This window comes from Bradyrhizobium sp. ORS 285 (assembly GCF_900176205.1).
Lineage (GTDB): Bacteria > Pseudomonadota > Alphaproteobacteria > Rhizobiales > Xanthobacteraceae > Bradyrhizobium.
The window spans coordinates 2,222,593-2,238,027 of the sequence record NZ_LT859959.1 but is presented as its reverse complement, the minus strand read 5'-3'; the positions used below and the strand labels follow the sequence as shown (position 1 = coordinate 2,238,027).

Genomic DNA, 15,435 nt, shown 5'->3' with positions numbered 1-15,435 from the left:
CTTCTCCTCGTGTTGCGCCTCTCCCGGCTAGTCCGGCGTCACTCCGAACGCCTCGCGGAACCGGGCGCTGTAGCGCGGCCACGCTTCGGGGTTGATCAGGCGCGGCGGCCGGCCGCCGTCGAGGGCGCCGAGCAGCTGCTCGGCGGCGATGCGGCCCATGTTCTGCCGCGCCTCGCGGGTGACGCCGGCGGTGTGCGGGCTCGCCAAGACGTTGTCGAGCTGCAGCAGCGGATGGTCCGGCGGCGGCGGCTCCTTGGCCCAGACGTCGAGCCCGGCGCCGGCGATGCGCTGCTCGGTCAGGGCCGCGAGCAGCGCGTCCTCGTCATGAATGAAGCCGCGCGCAGTGGTGACGAAATAGGCGCTCGGCTGCATCAACGCGAACTCCCGCGCACCGATCATGCCGCGGCTCTCCCGGGTCAGCGGGCAGTTGATCGAGACGAAGTCGGCGCGACGCATCAGCTCATCGAGGTCCACCTTCTCCGCGCCGCGCGCCGCGATCTCCTCGGCCGACAGATACGGATCATAGGCCAGCGCCGTCATGCCCAGCAGGCCGCGGCACAGCTCGGCCACCCTTCGGCCGACATTGCCGAGCCCGACGATGCCGACTACGCGGCCCTGCACCTCGTTGCCGATCAGATCGTTGCGGTTGACGTTGGGCTCGCGCCGCAGGCGGCGGTCGGACTGGATGATGCGCTTCGACAGGGTGAGCATCATTCCCAGCGTGTGCTCGGCGACCGAGTGCGCATTGCCGCCGGACTGGTTGACGACCAGCACGCCGGCCGCCGTGCAGGCCTCGACATCGACCGGATCATAGCCCGCGCCGTTGCTCGAGACGATCAGGAGGCCCGGCGCACGTCGCAGGAGATCCGCGTCGACATGGAAGCGCGGCGCCAACTCGTCGCGGGCCGCACCGATCTGGTAGGCATGGGCCGCCGCGAGGACCTGTGCCGTGTCGGCCTCGGCGCTGTCATTCTCCAGCCGGTCGAGCCGGACGTCGGGACGCGCGGCCAGCAGCTCGCTGAAGATCGGATGGGCGAGATATTTGACATAGAACACGCGCTTGGAATTCGCGGCCATGAACAGGCGACCTCCTGGTTTCTTGCTTGTTGTCGGACACGAAAGGCAGATGCCTGACCGGCCGGCATGTTGACAATCGATCCGGCGGCGTCAAGCTCGGCCCCTACGCCGCCAGACCAAGAGCGGGAGGAACCATGCCCACTGACGCCGATGCGGCGCGATCCCCCTCCGCGCCGAGCTGGCCCGACATCATCCTGCGCACCTTCAAGCGCAACGAGATCACGCTCGCCCCCTACGTTCCCGACCGCGTGCTGACGCCGCTGATCCAAGGCCTCCACGACGACCCGTTCTTCACCACCTTCGCCACCGCGCGCGAGGAGGAAGCGGTCGGTATCCTCGCCGGCGCCTGGATGGGCGGGCGGCGCGGCGCGCTGCTGATGCAGACCTCCGGCTTCGCGACCCTAGCGAATGCGCTCGCCTCGCTGGTCGTGCCCTGCCAGATCCCGCTGATCATGATCGTCTCCGAGCGCGGCACGCTCGGCGAGTTCAATCTCGGCCAGTCGCTGGTGTGCCGGACGATGCGGCCGGTGCTCGATGCCTTGGCGATGGAGCACCACACCATGACCCGGCTCGACGAGCTCGAATTCACCGTCGACCGCTCGATCAAGCAGGCGGTGGCGACGCAGGCGCCGGTGGCGCTGATCCTGTCACCCCTGCTCACCGGCGGAAAGGTGTTCGCATGAGTGCGGCCATTCCCAACACCAAGGTCATGAACCGTCATGATCTCACCTGCCGGCTGGTCGCCAAGCTGACGCGCGAGGAGGCCGTGATCGGCGGCATCGGCAACACCAATTTCGACCTCTGGGCTTCGGGCCCGCGGCCGCAGAATTTCTACATGCTCGGCAGCATGGGGCTGGCCTGCCCGATCGCGCTCGGCGTTGCGCTGGCGCAGCCGCAACGCCGCGTGTTCGCGCTCGAAGGCGACGGCTCGCTGCTGATGCAGCTGGGCTGCCTGACCACGATTGCGACGCTGGCGCCCGACAATCTGGCCATCATCGTCATGGACAATGGCATGTACCAGATCACCGGCGGCCAGCCGACGCCAGCCCAGCGGGCCGACATCGTGGCCATTGCCGCAGGCTGCGGCATCGCGTCCAGCCATTGGGCCGCCGACGAAGCGGATTTCGAACGGCTGGTCGATGTCGCACGCGACGCGTCCGGCCCGATGTTGATCGCGGCGAAAATCGACGACCGGCCCGGTGTCGGCGCAACGCGCCGCGATCCAGCGCAGATCCGCGAACGTTTCATGCAGGGTCTCGGCGTCCGGCTGCCGATCTGAGGCGTCGCGCGGACGAACCGCATGGTACGATGAGACGGGCTCGACCGATCCCGAAGCCCCGTTAACTACACCGTCGCCTCAAGCGGCTTTGAAGCCGGCCGCTGGCCCGGACCATGCTATGCAGCATGCATGAAGATCGTCATTCGCCTGTCAGCCTGGCTGCTCGCCGCAGCGGTCGCGTTCGCAACGCTCGGACCACCGAAATATCGGCCGCATTCCCATCTCGGGCAGGATGGCGAGCACGCCCTTGCCTTCATTCTGGTCGGGCTTGCGTTCGGCCTTGCCTATCGCGGCCACCGGCTGCTGACGGCCGCGATCGCAGTCATCCTGATCGGAGCCCTCGAGCTCGCCCAATTCGTGGCGCCCGGACGGCACGCGCGTCTGGAGGATTTCATCGTCGACGCTGCGGCGGCCTGCGCAGGCTTTGGTCTCGCTGCGGCCATCGACTGGCTCATCCGGCAGCTCCGCCCGCAGGCGGCGTGACAAGAGGCCCCGCCGCGACGGCGGCGAGGCCCCTCATCGTCACAGTGTCAGATCACTCGATGATCTTGATGACGCGGCGGGTGCGCGGATCGACGATCACGCGGCGATCGTTCACCACGGCATAGCGATACTCGGTGTAGCGCGGCACCGGCCGCAGCTCGACCGTATCCGGCAGCGGCTCGCCGACCACAACGCGCTCACGCACCACGACGGACGGATAACGCTCGGCGTCGATCGAGTTGATCACCGCATTCGGGATCTCCAGGCCAGCGCCGACGGCCGCACCGACGGTACCGCCAACCATGGCGCCAACCGGACCGGCAACAGCACCACCAGCGGCCGCGCCATTGGCGGCGCCTTCGACGGTGGTGGACTGGGCGAAGGCAGCGGTCGACGCCAGCAGCGAGCCGGCGATCAGCGAAACGGCAAGACGGGTCCTCATCATTCTCTCCTCCAGTGTGTTCAAGGTGCCCGCTCAACACCGGGAGATCGCCTGTGGTTCCGGTTCCAGATGGCTGAAACTTCATCATGTCAGCAGGAACGAAATGGCGCGAAGGCAGCAGAGACAGAGGCCGGCGCTCTGCGCCCAAGGCGGAGAGATGGCTCACTACTATCCACGCTTCAAACAGCGCACGCGCGTTCGCCCTCTCGCGGCGGATCACGCCCGAGTCCTGCGATCGATGGGGCCCTTCGATGAATCGAGAGGGCGCAGGGAATGCCGGGTGCTGGCCGCAACCCATGGCCCGCCTGCGAACAAGAATGCAGGCGGCAGGTACCACAGGTTCAGCCGGTCATCCGGCATTCCCTGCGCGGCGGTCTTAACGCTTCTTTCGCGCTCTCCCCGGGGACCGGCTGATTGACCCCGTCGTTCGCGTGAGAGCGAAAGCTCTCGACGCGACCTTGACCTCGGCATCGGGAGGCCAGGACCACGCGACTTCGCGTCCGTGACGTGTCGTTCGTCCGCATGCGCAAGCACATGCTGCGACACCCCACGGCCACCGCATCCCCGCCTCACGTGTCGTGACGATCGCGCGCAACGTCCCTCTCATCGAGGCGGGATGCGTGCATCATGCACGATTTCCGAAAAAAAGAAAGACATTTTTTGCAGCCCCGTCGTCAAGACTGCATCGGCCTGATCGCACTTACGAAATTCAAGCCGCCCTGAGCGACGTACTAACGCTGCCTGCGGCGGGATTGGTCGCGTCGCGCAAAACGCCAGGACTGCTTTGCCCGACGGGCAAGCGGCCCCTGCTGCGCGGACGTCGGGGCGGATGGAGGCAAAGGAGATGCTCACCATCATGACACCAATCGGGACGACAATCGCGCCCCTCAATCGATGAGGCCCCGCCCCTCGACCATCGCCCGCGCAACGCCCTCCTTCATGTTCTTCACCGCATCCGGCGCGTGCCCGTGCCAACCGACGACCTCGGCAAGAACGCGCAGCGGCGCGCGCGATCGAAACGAGCGCGTCGGATTCCCCGGGAACTTCTTGTCGGTCAGGTTCGGATCATCGACGATCGGCCCGGTCGGCTCCACGACGTAGATCCTTTCACGTCCATCACCTGCGGCAAGCTCCGCGCCCCAGATCGCCGCATCCAGTGTCGCCGTGAAGTAGACCCAGGACAGCGGCTCCGCCTCGGTGAAGTTGGAGGGATAGCCAACGGCAATCAGATCACCGGGCCTCAAATCGGCGCGCGTGCCGTGAAAGAAGGATTGAGCAAAAACGGTCGCAACATGTGACATCAATGACCTCGAATAGAATCCTTTCGGGGCGAGCCCGGCCCTTATCATGGATGCGGACAGGCCCATGTCTGAGATCGCCGGGGCGCTTCGTCGTCTAGCTAGTCCACCAGCGCCGCGTGGCGTGGCACGCCTCCAAGGCGCGCCGATAGCCGGCACGGGCTCGCAACCGGGTCATGTACGCCTGCACCGCCCCGTCGAACGCGACGCCGACGTTCTTCCGGGCCATTTCGAGCGCGTAGCCGACGGAAATGTCCGCCGCGGTGAATGCATCGCCGGCCATGTAGGGTCCGCGCTCCAGCTGTCGCGTCACCAGGGTCATTCGGGTAGTGAACACGCCCATCGCCTGACGCGCGCTCCAATTGTCGCGCTCGCTCTCCGGCGCGAGATGCCGGGCGCCCGACACGAAATAAAGCGAGGCGGCGAGGCCGGCCTCGCCGAGGTGAAGAAACTGCTGATAGGCTGGAAACGCCGCATCCTGAGCTGCCGGCGCCAGCGCCGTCGGCCCATACCGCGCCAGGATGTACTCCATGATGGCGACCGACTCGACCATCGTGACATCGCCGTCCTGCATCGCCGGGATGAACCCGGCCGGATTGATCGCGAGGAACTCAGCGTCGTTGTCGACCCCGGCCAGGAGATCCACATCCCGGAGCCGGTACGGCAGCTCCATCTCCTCCAGCAGCCAGACGACCCGAAAGCCTCTGCCCTCTCCGAAGATTGTGATCATCGCGCAGGTTCCTCAGCTGTCCACCCGAGGACGATTCACCACTGGTCGTCCCGACACGCGGGTGCCGAAAAAATAGCATTGGGCAAACACGGTCGCGACAGATGACATCGGGGACCTCGGACGACCTTTGGCCTGCGGAATCTGTCGGAGTGCGGTCAACCTATGTGGCGAGACGAAACGTCATCCCTAGCCGCGCCGGCCAGGCGCCATTCCGCGAGTGACCGAACTCGGGCAACGTATGACGCCTTCATGGATGATGAGACCAACTGATTAGACGCATCCGAACGACAGACTTCACATACGCGCCGCGTCGCGGTCGGAATCTCGCTATTCGAGCGGTAGACATCCTGCTATGGTGCTTCTCCTGATTGTGCTCAACCGAGAGGAGATGACCATGAAAGTCTTGTTCGTCTTGGCTCTGACTCTGGTGGCGGCTGCGGTCGCGCCCGCCAATGCCGAGGACCGGCGTGCGCTGCACGCTGGGCCCGCTCAAAGCCCGGCTACAGGCACTGGCTGCACCGGCGGCGTGTGGCCCGCCTTTGCGGCTTGCAAGAACGTGTACCAGTTCAAGGATTATGCCGATTGCCATTCGGCCTCGATCAAGATGGGTTGGCGGACCAATGACATCTGGTGGTACTGCTCGAGCCTCGGCTTCAAAACCTGACCTCGCGTGAAGATTTGCACCACGGCCGGTGCTCTGCTGACGACTACGACCTTCTGAACGGCACGACCGATATCGTCAGGAATCGACGTATCGGTGCGGATGCTTGGCGCCATTGAGATCGCCGCCGCTGGGCAGCCCCGCGCCAGCGGCGGCATCTCGCTGGCAACACCCTCGCCGAAAGGCGGCGCTACACTCAGCACACGGCAAAGAGCGACGGATCTGGCGCAGCCTGGCTGGGGCCGGTCGGCCAACTGACGCGCTCAGCTCGCTGGCATCTTCGCGCGGCCGTCGTCCACCCCAGCCCATTCATGATGACATGATGAACTCATCCGATCGCAGGCGGTGAGCCCGGCCGTGCTTGCCCGTGGACGCTCCGAGAAGAATGCGGTAGGGCCCCCCATCCATCGCGTGTGGCGATGGAGTTGGACGCGGGGGACAGATGAGGTTGTTGAGGGGGATCCTGGTCGCGGCGCTCGTGCTGGGGAGCACAGGGAAGAGCCATGCAGCCGTACGCATTGTTTTCGATCCGGGCGGACGGATCGGCAACTATGTCGACAGATTCGAGCTTCTGCGCAATTTTGGCGCGTCCGTCATCATTGACGGGATCTGCGCCGGCGCCTGCACGCTCGTTCTGTCCTACATTCCTCACGACAACATCTGTGTGACCCCAAGAGCCGCCTTCGGCTTCAAGGTCGCGGACAATCCTGGGCCGGATGGAAAGCCTATTCCCAACCCTGAAGCAACACAGATGCTCTATGACCGCTACCCAGCCGCGGTGAAGAAATGGATCACGCGCCATGGCGGCATGACCTCGCGCATGATCTTCCTTCGCGGCGCGCAGCTCCAAGCGCTGTACCGGCCCTGCGCGAGCGATGGCCAGGGTGCGCGCAGCGAACAGCGGTAGAAGGCGCTAGATGCTGTGCGTTGCGAGGCCTATATAGATCTCGCGTGTGGCTGCCCCTCACCCCGACCCTCTGCCCGTGAAGAACGGGGAGAGGGAGCGCTCCCTGCTCTGTGGAGAAGGCTGGCTAGCCGTCTGCGTAGCGAGGCTGGCAGCCGCGTTGCCTTGCCGGCGACATCCGGGCCGAACTACACGTGCAAAGCTCAGTTCGTGGAAACGGGAGCGCGCTCCGTCAGCCAGCCGAGTCCCGCTTCCGTCGTCGTCTGAGGCTTGTACTCGCAGCCGATCCACCCGCCATAGCCGATGGCGTCGAGGTGGCGGAACAGGAAGGGGTAGTTGATCTCGCCCGTCCCAGGCTCGTGGCGGCCGGGGTTGTCGGCGAGCTGGATGTGGCCGATGCGGGCGAGATGCTTCTGCATGGTGCGCGCGAGGTCGCCCTCCATGATCTGCATGTGGTAGACGTCGTATTGGACGAACAAATTGTCGGACTCGACCTCGGAGATCAGCTGCAGCGCCTGGGCAGTGCGGTTGAGATAGAAGCCGGGAATGTCGAGCGTGTTGATCGGCTCGATCAGGAGCTTGATGCCCTGCGCCTTCAGCGCGGTCGCGGCGAAGCGGAGGTTGCGCACCAGCGTCTGATTGAGCTCGCGCGGATCGGCGCCATCAGGCGCTGACCCGACGAGGCAGTTGAGCTGGCGGCAGTCGAGTGCCTTTGCATACTCGATCGCGCGACGAACGCCGTCGCGGAAGTCATCGACACGGTCCGGCAGGATGGCGATGCCTCGTTCACCCGCGGCCCAGTTGCCGGCCGGCAGATTGTGCAGCACCTGGGTCAGGCCGTGGCGGGCGAGTTGCTCGCGCAGCTCGGCCTTGTCGAAGTCGTAGGGGAATAGATATTCGACACCGCTGAAGCCGGCCGCCTTGGCGGCGGCGAAGCGCTCCATGAACGGCAGCTCGTTGAAAAGCATGGTGAGATTGGCGGCGAAGCGCGGCATGGTCTGGTCCTCGGATGAGAGCGGCGGATGCGATCAGGCCGGCTGCAGCGTGCGCGCCGGCTCGACCGGCGTGTCGTCGACCGGCAGGTCGAGCACCTCCTCGAACTCCACGACGTTATCGATCTCCGTGCCCATCGCGATGTTGGTGACGCGTTCGAGCACGAACTCCACGACGACCGGCACCTGATACTCCGCCATCCATTCGCGCGCGGTCGCAAACGCTGCCTGCGCCTGGCGCGGATCGGTGACGCGGATGGCCTTGCAGCCGAGTCCCTGCGCGACTGCGACGTGGTCGACGCCGTAGCCGCCGACCTCCGGCGCGTTGATGTTCTCGAACGAGAGCTGCACCTGGTAGTCCATCGAGAAGCCACGCTGCGCCTGGCGGATCAGGCCGAGATAGGCGTTGTTCACGACGACATGGATGTAGGGCAGATTGAACTGGGCGCCGACGGCGAGCTCCTCGATCAGGAACTGAAAGTCGTAGTCGCCGGAGAGCGCGACGATCTCACGCTTGGGATCGGCGGCGCGGACGCCGAGCGCGGCCGGCAGGGTCCAGCCGAGCGGGCCCGCCTGCCCCGCATTGATCCAGTGGCGCGGATGATTGACGCTGAGGAACTGCGCGCCGCCGATCTGCGACAGGCCGATGACGCTGACATAGCAGGTGTCGCGGCCGAACGCCTTGTTCATCTCGTGATAGACGCGCTGCGGCTTGATCGGCACCTGGTCGAAATCGCTGCGACGGAGCATCGTGCGCTTGCGATTCCCGCACGCCGCGGGCCATGCCTGCCGCTCGCGCAGTTTCCCCGCCTTGCGCCATTCGCGCGCCACGGTGATGAACATCTCGAGCGCAGCCTTGGCATCGGAGACGATGCCGAGATCGGGATTGAACACGCGGCCGATCTGGGTCGGCTCGATATCGACATGCACGAAGGTCCGGCCCTTGGTGTAGGTCTCCAATGAACCTGTGTGGCGGTTGGCCCAGCGGTTGCCGATGCCGAGCACGAAATCGGACTCAAGAAAGTTCGCGTTGCCATAGCGGTGGCTGGTCTGCAGGCCGACCATGCCGGCCATCAGCACATGATCATCGGGAATGGCGCCCCACCCCATCAGGGTCGGGACAACAGGCACGTTGACGATCTCGGCGAAGGTGACGAGGAGATCGCTGGCATCGGCGTTGATGACGCCGCCGCCGGCGACGATCAGCGGCCGCTCCGCGGCGTTGAGCATCTCCAGCGCCTTCTCGACCTGCTTGCGGGTCGCGGCGGGCTTGTAGACCGGCAGCGGCGCGTAGGTCTCGTCGTCGAACTCGATCTCGGCGAGTTGCACGTCGAGCGGCAAATCGATCAGCACCGGGCCCGGGCGGCCCGAGCGCATGATGTGGAAGGCCTGGCTGAACACGCGCGGCACGAGACCGGGCTCGCGCACCGTCACCGCCCACTTCGTCACGGGCTTTGCGATCTGCTCGATGTCGACGGCCTGGAAATCCTCCTTGTAGAGCCGCGCGCGCGGCGCCTGGCCGGTGATGCAAAGGATCGGAATGGAGTCAGCGATCGCCGAATACAGCCCGGTGATCATGTCGGTGCCGGCCGGCCCCGACGTGCCGATGCACACGCCGATATTGCCGGCCTTGGCGCGGGTATAGCCTTCGGCCATGTGCGAGGCGCCCTCGACGTGGCGGGCGAGAATGTGGCGGATCGAGCCGCGCCGTTGCAGCGCGGAATACAGCGGATTGATCGCAGCACCGGGAACGCCGAAGGCGCAAGCGACGCCCTCCTTCTCCAAGATCCGCACCGCAGCATCGATTGCCCGCATCTTCGCCATCTCGCGCCTCCCGTTATTTGATGCGCGAGGATCGCTGCTGACGGCAATGATCTCAATTCAGTCGTCGATTTTTCCCACGATGCGGCATGCTCGGCAAAAGGTCGGGCGCTTCAGTTAGTTAGGACGGAGACACGCTGACATGTCCTAACAACGTGCTATTCGAACAGCGGCGCGAGCTCCATCTGCGGCACCAGCACGAGGCCCTTGTCGGTGATACGAATTTCCGGAATGACCGATAGAGGAATCAAATTGAAGCCCATGTAGGGAATGGTGCAGCCGGCTTCGGCCCATTCCTGTTTCAGCAGCTTCACCTCATCAGCGACTTCGGTGATGCGCTTGTCCGACAGGAGTCCCGCAATCGGTAGCGGAACCATCGCACGCACTTGGCCGTCGGCAACGACGCAGACACCGCCCTGCTGCGCGCCGATCGCGGCCACCGCGACCTGCATGTCGGCTTCGTTAGTGCCGGCGACGATGATGTTGTGGCTGTCATGGCCGACGCTGGAGGCGACGGCGCCGCGCTTCAGGCCGAAATCCTTCAACAGCCCGTGCGCGACATTGCCGGCCGACTTGCCGTGACGCTCGATCACGGCGACGAAGCAAAGGCCGTGGCGCGCGAACAGCGTCTCCCAATCATTGGCCGGCTCGATCGCGACCTTCTCATGGATCAGCGTGATGCCCGGCAGCGCGGTCTTGATCGCGTTGACCGTGCAGGCCTTGGTCGGCAGCTCCGGCGTGAGCGTCATCTTGGCCGGCAGCTTCACCGTGGCGTAGGCCGCTTTCGGGTACTGATAACGTTGCGACAGCGCCTGATCGAGCTGCGCGGTGATCTTGCCCTTCTCGACGACGAGTTCGCCGCCATACCAGGTCGATTGCGGCTTGAGGCCATCATCGAGCAGCACCAGGTCGGCGCGGCGGCCGCCGCCGAGACCGCCGATCTCGCCGTCCATCGCAAAGCGCGTCGCGCCGTGCAGCGAGCCCATCGACCACGCCTGCTCCGGTGACATTCCGGCCTTCACGGCTTCGCGCACCACCCAGTCCAGGCCGAACAGCATGAGGTCGTCGGCGTCGCGGTCGTCGGTGCAGACGGCGGTGCGCTTGTGCGAGGCGCCGAGCTCGGTGATGGTGCGGATCGCCTGCGGCAGGCTGTGCCACGGCGTCGTGGGCGGCCCGCCGCGCAGGAAGATCCAGACGCCGGCATCGAGCAGGTCGTCGGCGATGTCGCGATCGATCGCCTCATGCGTATCGGTCACGCCGCTCGCGGCATACGCCGCGACGAACTCGCGGCCATAGACATGGCCGGACACCGGCCGCCCGCGCTGCAGGGCGGCGGCAAGGATCGCATGGCTGCGCTCGTCGCCCATGCAGACCGGGACGAAATCCATCTTCTCGCCGAGCGCCATCGCCTCCGGCCAGCGGTCGAACAGGCCGGCGATCTTGTCCGGCGTGAGGTCGCCGCCGGCGGTCTCCAGCGCCGCCGACGTCGCCGGCACCGTCGAGGGCACGGTGAGAAAGATCGACAGCGGCGCCTGGCGCGCGTCCTCGAGCATGGCCTCGACGCCCGCGACGTCCATGACGTTGCCAATCTCGTGGCTGTCGCAGAAGATCGTCGTGGTGCCGTTGAGCAGCGCCGCCTCCGCATAGGCACAGGCCGTCACCATCGAGGATTCGATGTGGATGTGCGGATCGACGAGGCCGGGAGCGATGATGCCGTCGGCGGCGTCGTAGATCGCAAAGCCTGAGGGAAGCGCCTTGTGCGCCCCGGCCGGCTTCACGGCAGCGACGCGCCCGCCGGTGATCCAGAGCTCGCGGTTCGGGTGAATGCGTTCCGAGTAGGTCGAGAGCACGCGCGCGCCGGTGATGACGAGATCGGGCGCGGCGCGGCCCGAGGCGACATGGGCCAACTGCCGCGTCATCGTGTGCAGAGGGGCGACCGAGAAGCGGGTGGGTTTGGTCATGGCAAGCTCCCTGGACGGTTGCGGTGATCCGTCGCCGATCGTTGCGCGCGAGCGGGGTGTCGGCAAGCCCAAATACCGCTAGGCGCCTGCTCACCCCTTGAGCAAGGTGAACGACCAGCTGCGACTTTTTCATCGCACCTATCGAACGAGATCTGTAGCGGCAACTACGTTTCGTGATTGTGCTTCCGCCAGGGTTGTCGCCGATCCATCCGATCGGCCCAATCGCCTTTTGAGAGATCCGGCAGATCGTTCAGCGTTGGATCCCGAGTCAAAAGGTGCCCAAGGCCCACTACGTGAACCTCAGTCGGATCAAGGAAATTATGATCATCTCCGGAGCACGTTATCAGGATATCACCATCACCGTCATAATGGACGTAATCCATACCCCGCGAGATGTCGAACACGTGCTGACAAACGTATATCGATCGATTCGAGGGTTGATCTGACAATCTCAATCCCGGCCTCGTTTCTGCCATTTCAGAGTTTACGCATCCAAGCATCCGGTGACACTTAGATTGTCCGTTCTCCTATGGCGGCAGTCAATCGGGCTGACATCTGGCAGGTGTGTCCACTGACACCGCGCCCCCCAGCGCCGCCGTCAGTTCCGCAGCGATATCCCGCACCATTCCGCCGACCACCGGCACCCGATCCTCCGTCAGCCGGCTCGCGAGGCCCGAGATCGAGATCGCTGCCAGGGGCTCGCGGCAGGAATCGTGGACGACGGCGGCGATGCAGCGCAGGCCGAGCCTCGCCTCCTCGTCGTCGACGGCGTAGCCCTGGCGTCGGATGGTCTCCAATTCGCGAAACAGGTCGCTGGCGCGGATGATGGACTTCTCGGTCAGGCGCGGCATGCCCTGGCGGTGGATGATGCCGTTGACGTCGTCGTCGGAATAGGTCGCGAGCACCGCCTTGCCCATGCCGGAGGCGACCATCGCGAGGCGGCCGCCGACCTTGGTCAGCGAGCGCATGATCTCGCGGCTGTCCAGCCGCAGCAGCACCATCAAGGATTCATCGTCGACGACGGCGAGGTTGGCGGTCTCGCGCGACTGATCACGCAGCCGTCGCAGATAGGGGATGGCGAGCGCGACGAAGTTGCGCCGGCGGGTGAAGGTGGCGCCGACGGCAAAGCTCTGCGCGCCGACGTGCCATTTGGATTCCATGCGGTCGAACTGGACGAAGCGGCGCTTCTCCAGGGTCGTCAGCAGGCGGTGGACGGTGGAGGTGGAGAGCCCGGCACGGACCGCGAGATCGCTGAGGCGATAGCCTTCGTCGTCCTCGGCGAGAATTTCCAGGATCTGCAAAGCGCGGCCGACGGATTGGACGCCGCCGTCGCGGGGCTCGGCCGCGGCATCTGCGCGTGGCTCGATCGTCTTGCGACGGATCACGTGGCGCCTCTCTGCGCCGCCCTCTCCGGGACGGCGTCGTTGCAGGACGGACGGATCTTGCTTCGTCACGCTACATAAGAAAGAGCCGCTCCGGCCAGGGCCGGAGCGGCATTCGCGTCAGTTCAAATCAGAGCAGGCCCGCGCCGCGCGCCCACTTGTACTTCGCGCCGAGCACCTCGACCGGCAGCTCGGTCGAATAGGCGTAGGCCGGGATGCCGTTCTGGTAGAGATATTCGGCGGCTTCCTCGACCTCGACGTCGCCGGCGAGCGAGGCGACCATGGGCTTCACAAAACCCTTGGCCTCCATCTCCTTCTTCACCTCGACCATGTTGCGCGCGAACACCATCGGCGGGGTGACGATCGTGTGCCAGTAGCCGAGGATCAGCGCGTGGATGCGCTCGTCCGACAGGCCGAGCTTGACCGTGTTCACATAGGTGATCGGCGGCTCGCCACCGGTGATGTCGACCGGGTTGCCGGCGGCACCGAACGGCGGGATGAACTTGCGGAAGGCGGCATCGAGATCCGGCGGCATCGTCATCAGCGACAGGCCGTTGTCGACGACGGCGTCGGACAACAGCACGCCCGAACCGCCGGCGCCGGTGATGATGAGGACGTTCTCGCCCTTCGGCGTCGGCAGCACCGGCACGCCGCGGGCGAATTCGAGCAGCTGGCGCAGCGAGCGGGCGCGGATGACGCCCGACTGCTTCAGCACGTCCTCATAGATCTTGTCGTTGCCGGCGAGCGCACCGGTGTGCGACGAGGCGGCCTTCGCGCCGGCCGAGGTGCGGCCAGCCTTGAGCACGATGACCGGCTTCTTCTTGGAGACGCGCTTGGCGGCTTCGGCGAAGGCGCGGCCGTCCTTGAGGTCTTCGCAGTGCTGCGCGATCAGGTTGGTGTTGGGGTCCTGCTCGAAGAAGGCGAGCAGATCGTCCTCGTCGATGTCGGACTTGTTGCCGAGGCCGACGATCGCCGACACGCCCATCTTGGCCGAGCGCGAGAAGCCGATGATCGCCATGCCGATGCCGCCCGACTGCGACGACAGCGCCGCGTGGCCCTTGACGTCATAGGCGGTGCAGAAGGTCGCGCAGAGATTGGCCGGCGTGTAGTAGAAGCCGTAGATGTTCGGCCCCATCAGGCGGACATTGTACTTCTTGCCGATCTCGACGATCTCGGCCTGCAGCTCCGGCTCGTTGGCTTCGGCGAAGCCCGAGGGGATCAGCACCGCGCCGGGGATCTGCTTCTCGCCGCATTCGGTCAGCGCGCCGGCGACGAACTTGGCGGGGATCGCGAACACCGCGGTGTCGATCACGCCGGGGACATCCTTGACGCTCTTATAGGCCTTGTAGCCGAGGATCTCGGAGGCCTTGGGGTGGATCGGGTAGATCTGGCCCTTGTAGCCGCCATTGATCAGGTTCTTCATCACGGAGTTGCCGATCTTGCCGTCCTCGGCGGAGGCGCCGATCACGGCGACCGCCTGGGGCTTCATGATGCGGTTCATCGCGGTGACGATTTCCTCGTTCGAGCGCGGCGCCGGACGGGGCTTGTAGTCGAAATCGACGACGATGCGGACGTCCGCTGCGATCGCGCCGTTCTTGGTGGCGAACACCGGGTTCAGGTCGAGCTCGACGATTTCAGGGAAATCGCTGACCAGCTTCGAGACCTTGACGATGACGTCCGACAGCGCCTCGCGGCTGACGGCATCGCCGCCGCGCACGCCCTTCAACATTTCATGGGCCTGGATGCCGTCCAGCATCGACAGGGCATCTTCCTTGGTGGCGGGGGCGAGACGGAAGGTCACGTCCTTCAGCACCTCGACCAGAACGCCGCCGAGGCCGAAGGCCACCAGCTTGCCGAACGAGCCGTCGGTGATGGAGCCGACGATCACCTCGGTACCGCCGGTCAGCATCTGCTGCACCTGGATGCCCTCGATCTTGGCGTCGGCCTTGTACTTCTTCGCATTCGCGAGAATCGTCTCGTACGCCTTCTGCGCGTCGTCAGCAGTCTTCACGCCGACGATGACGCCGCCCGCTTCCGTCTTGTGCAGAATGTCCGGCGAGACGATCTTCATGACAACGGGAAAACCCATGTCGCCGGCGAGCTTCGCCGCCTCGGCCGCCGACTTCGCCAATCCCTCTTTCGGCACCGGAATCCCGTAGGCGTCGCAGACGATCTTGCCTTCGGGCGCGGTCAGGGCGGTGCGTTTGTCCGCCTTCACACGATCGAGCACGTCTCGGATCGTGGCCTTGGCGTTCGGGATGGCGTCAGACATCGGGGCTTCCTCCTGGGGGATTGCTCGTGGTTTATGGCATTTGGTATGCCAGAAGCAAACTTTGTCAAGCGCATCGAAGATGTGGAAACGCGGAAAAATCGCTCGCCTTGACAGTCTGGCATCTGGCATGCCA

General features: G+C 65.3%; 14 protein-coding genes. 5 read left to right on the top strand and 9 right to left on the bottom strand.

Going from position 1 to position 15,435, the window contains the following annotated elements; genetic code table 11:
- Positions 1 to 27: 27 nt before the first annotated feature.
- A complete protein-coding gene (locus BRAD285_RS10135; protein WP_006610656.1) occupies positions 28 to 1,077 on the bottom strand; it encodes a hydroxyacid dehydrogenase in 1,050 nt (349 codons plus the stop codon).
- Positions 1,078 to 1,211: 134 nt separating this feature from the next.
- Here BRAD285_RS10135 and BRAD285_RS10130 point away from each other — a divergent pair, with 134 nt between their 5' ends.
- The 3 genes from BRAD285_RS10130 to BRAD285_RS10120 all read left to right on the top strand — a co-directional run bounded on the left by BRAD285_RS10130 (position 1,212) and on the right by BRAD285_RS10120 (position 2,839).
- Complete coding sequence (locus BRAD285_RS10130) at positions 1,212 to 1,760, top strand: thiamine pyrophosphate-binding protein (protein ID WP_006610657.1); 549 nt, start codon at positions 1,212 to 1,214, stop codon at positions 1,758 to 1,760.
- Positions 1,757 to 2,356 (top strand): thiamine pyrophosphate-dependent enzyme, encoded by a 600-nt coding sequence (locus BRAD285_RS10125; protein ID WP_006610658.1) that lies wholly within the window; start codon positions 1,757 to 1,759, stop codon positions 2,354 to 2,356. The genes BRAD285_RS10130 and BRAD285_RS10125 overlap by 4 nt, the downstream gene beginning before the upstream one ends.
- Positions 2,357 to 2,485: 129 nt before the next feature.
- Positions 2,486 to 2,839, top strand: coding sequence for a VanZ family protein (locus tag BRAD285_RS10120; RefSeq protein ID WP_006610659.1), 354 nt, complete (start codon positions 2,486 to 2,488; stop codon positions 2,837 to 2,839).
- Positions 2,840 to 2,891: 52 nt separating this feature from the next.
- Here BRAD285_RS10120 and BRAD285_RS10115 read toward each other — a convergent pair whose 3' ends face one another.
- The 3 genes from BRAD285_RS10115 to BRAD285_RS10100 form a co-directional block, all read right to left on the bottom strand.
- Complete coding sequence (locus tag BRAD285_RS10115) at positions 2,892 to 3,281, bottom strand: DUF1236 domain-containing protein (RefSeq protein ID WP_006610660.1); 390 nt, start codon at positions 3,279 to 3,281, stop codon at positions 2,892 to 2,894.
- Positions 3,282 to 4,168: 887 nt separating this feature from the next.
- Complete coding sequence (arr, locus tag BRAD285_RS10105; RefSeq protein ID WP_006610661.1) at positions 4,169 to 4,582, bottom strand: NAD(+)--rifampin ADP-ribosyltransferase; 414 nt, start codon at positions 4,580 to 4,582, stop codon at positions 4,169 to 4,171.
- A gap of 94 nt (positions 4,583 to 4,676) precedes the next feature.
- Positions 4,677 to 5,309 carry a glutathione S-transferase family protein gene (locus BRAD285_RS10100; protein WP_006610662.1) on the bottom strand — a complete coding sequence of 211 codons (633 nt, stop codon included), beginning with the start codon at positions 5,307 to 5,309 and terminating at the stop codon, positions 4,677 to 4,679.
- 394 nt (positions 5,310 to 5,703) lie between these two features.
- Between BRAD285_RS10100 and BRAD285_RS10095 the strand changes: the two genes are divergently transcribed.
- Positions 5,704 to 5,973 carry a hypothetical protein gene (locus BRAD285_RS10095; protein ID WP_139020594.1) on the top strand — a complete coding sequence of 90 codons (270 nt, stop codon included), beginning with the start codon at positions 5,704 to 5,706 and terminating at the stop codon, positions 5,971 to 5,973.
- Between the two features lie 439 nt (positions 5,974 to 6,412).
- Entirely contained in the window at positions 6,413 to 6,877 is a 465-nt protein-coding gene (locus BRAD285_RS10090) for a hypothetical protein (RefSeq protein ID WP_006610664.1), read from the top strand.
- A gap of 200 nt (positions 6,878 to 7,077) precedes the next feature.
- On the opposite strand, the gene hyi is transcribed toward BRAD285_RS10090, so the two are convergent.
- The 5 genes from hyi to BRAD285_RS10065 form a co-directional block, all read right to left on the bottom strand.
- A complete protein-coding gene (gene hyi, locus BRAD285_RS10085; protein WP_006610665.1) occupies positions 7,078 to 7,869 on the bottom strand; it encodes a hydroxypyruvate isomerase in 792 nt (263 codons plus the stop codon).
- A gap of 33 nt (positions 7,870 to 7,902) precedes the next feature.
- The gene (gcl, locus tag BRAD285_RS10080; RefSeq protein WP_006610666.1) at positions 7,903 to 9,690 is read right to left on the bottom strand and encodes a glyoxylate carboligase; all 1,788 of its coding nucleotides are present in this window, start codon (positions 9,688 to 9,690) and stop codon (positions 7,903 to 7,905) included.
- 155 nt (positions 9,691 to 9,845) lie between these two features.
- Positions 9,846 to 11,648 carry an adenine deaminase gene (locus tag BRAD285_RS10075; RefSeq protein WP_006610667.1) on the bottom strand — a complete coding sequence of 601 codons (1,803 nt, stop codon included), beginning with the start codon at positions 11,646 to 11,648 and terminating at the stop codon, positions 9,846 to 9,848.
- 539 nt (positions 11,649 to 12,187) lie between these two features.
- A complete protein-coding gene (locus tag BRAD285_RS10070; protein WP_006610668.1) occupies positions 12,188 to 13,033 on the bottom strand; it encodes an IclR family transcriptional regulator in 846 nt (281 codons plus the stop codon).
- A gap of 127 nt (positions 13,034 to 13,160) precedes the next feature.
- Positions 13,161 to 15,302, bottom strand: coding sequence for an acetate--CoA ligase family protein (locus tag BRAD285_RS10065; protein WP_006610669.1), 2,142 nt, complete (start codon positions 15,300 to 15,302; stop codon positions 13,161 to 13,163).
- Between the last annotated feature and the right edge of the window lie 133 nt (positions 15,303 to 15,435).

Coding starts and splice junctions, on each gene's coding strand:
- BRAD285_RS10135 (WP_006610656.1), bottom strand. CDS start 1,077: ATGGCCGCGAATTCCAAGCGCGTGTTCTATGTCAAATATCTCGCCCAT.
- BRAD285_RS10130 (WP_006610657.1), top strand. CDS start 1,212: ATGCCCACTGACGCCGATGCGGCGCGATCCCCCTCCGCGCCGAGCTGG.
- BRAD285_RS10125 (WP_006610658.1), top strand. CDS start 1,757: ATGAGTGCGGCCATTCCCAACACCAAGGTCATGAACCGTCATGATCTC.
- BRAD285_RS10120 (WP_006610659.1), top strand. CDS start 2,486: ATGAAGATCGTCATTCGCCTGTCAGCCTGGCTGCTCGCCGCAGCGGTC.
- BRAD285_RS10115 (WP_006610660.1), bottom strand. CDS start 3,281: ATGAGGACCCGTCTTGCCGTTTCGCTGATCGCCGGCTCGCTGCTGGCG.
- arr (WP_006610661.1), bottom strand. CDS start 4,582: ATGTCACATGTTGCGACCGTTTTTGCTCAATCCTTCTTTCACGGCACG.
- BRAD285_RS10100 (WP_006610662.1), bottom strand. CDS start 5,309: ATGATCACAATCTTCGGAGAGGGCAGAGGCTTTCGGGTCGTCTGGCTG.
- BRAD285_RS10095 (WP_139020594.1), top strand. CDS start 5,704: ATGAAAGTCTTGTTCGTCTTGGCTCTGACTCTGGTGGCGGCTGCGGTC.
- BRAD285_RS10090 (WP_006610664.1), top strand. CDS start 6,413: ATGAGGTTGTTGAGGGGGATCCTGGTCGCGGCGCTCGTGCTGGGGAGC.
- hyi (WP_006610665.1), bottom strand. CDS start 7,869: ATGCCGCGCTTCGCCGCCAATCTCACCATGCTTTTCAACGAGCTGCCG.
- gcl (WP_006610666.1), bottom strand. CDS start 9,690: ATGGCGAAGATGCGGGCAATCGATGCTGCGGTGCGGATCTTGGAGAAG.
- BRAD285_RS10075 (WP_006610667.1), bottom strand. CDS start 11,648: ATGACCAAACCCACCCGCTTCTCGGTCGCCCCTCTGCACACGATGACG.
- BRAD285_RS10065 (WP_006610669.1), bottom strand. CDS start 15,302: ATGTCTGACGCCATCCCGAACGCCAAGGCCACGATCCGAGACGTGCTC.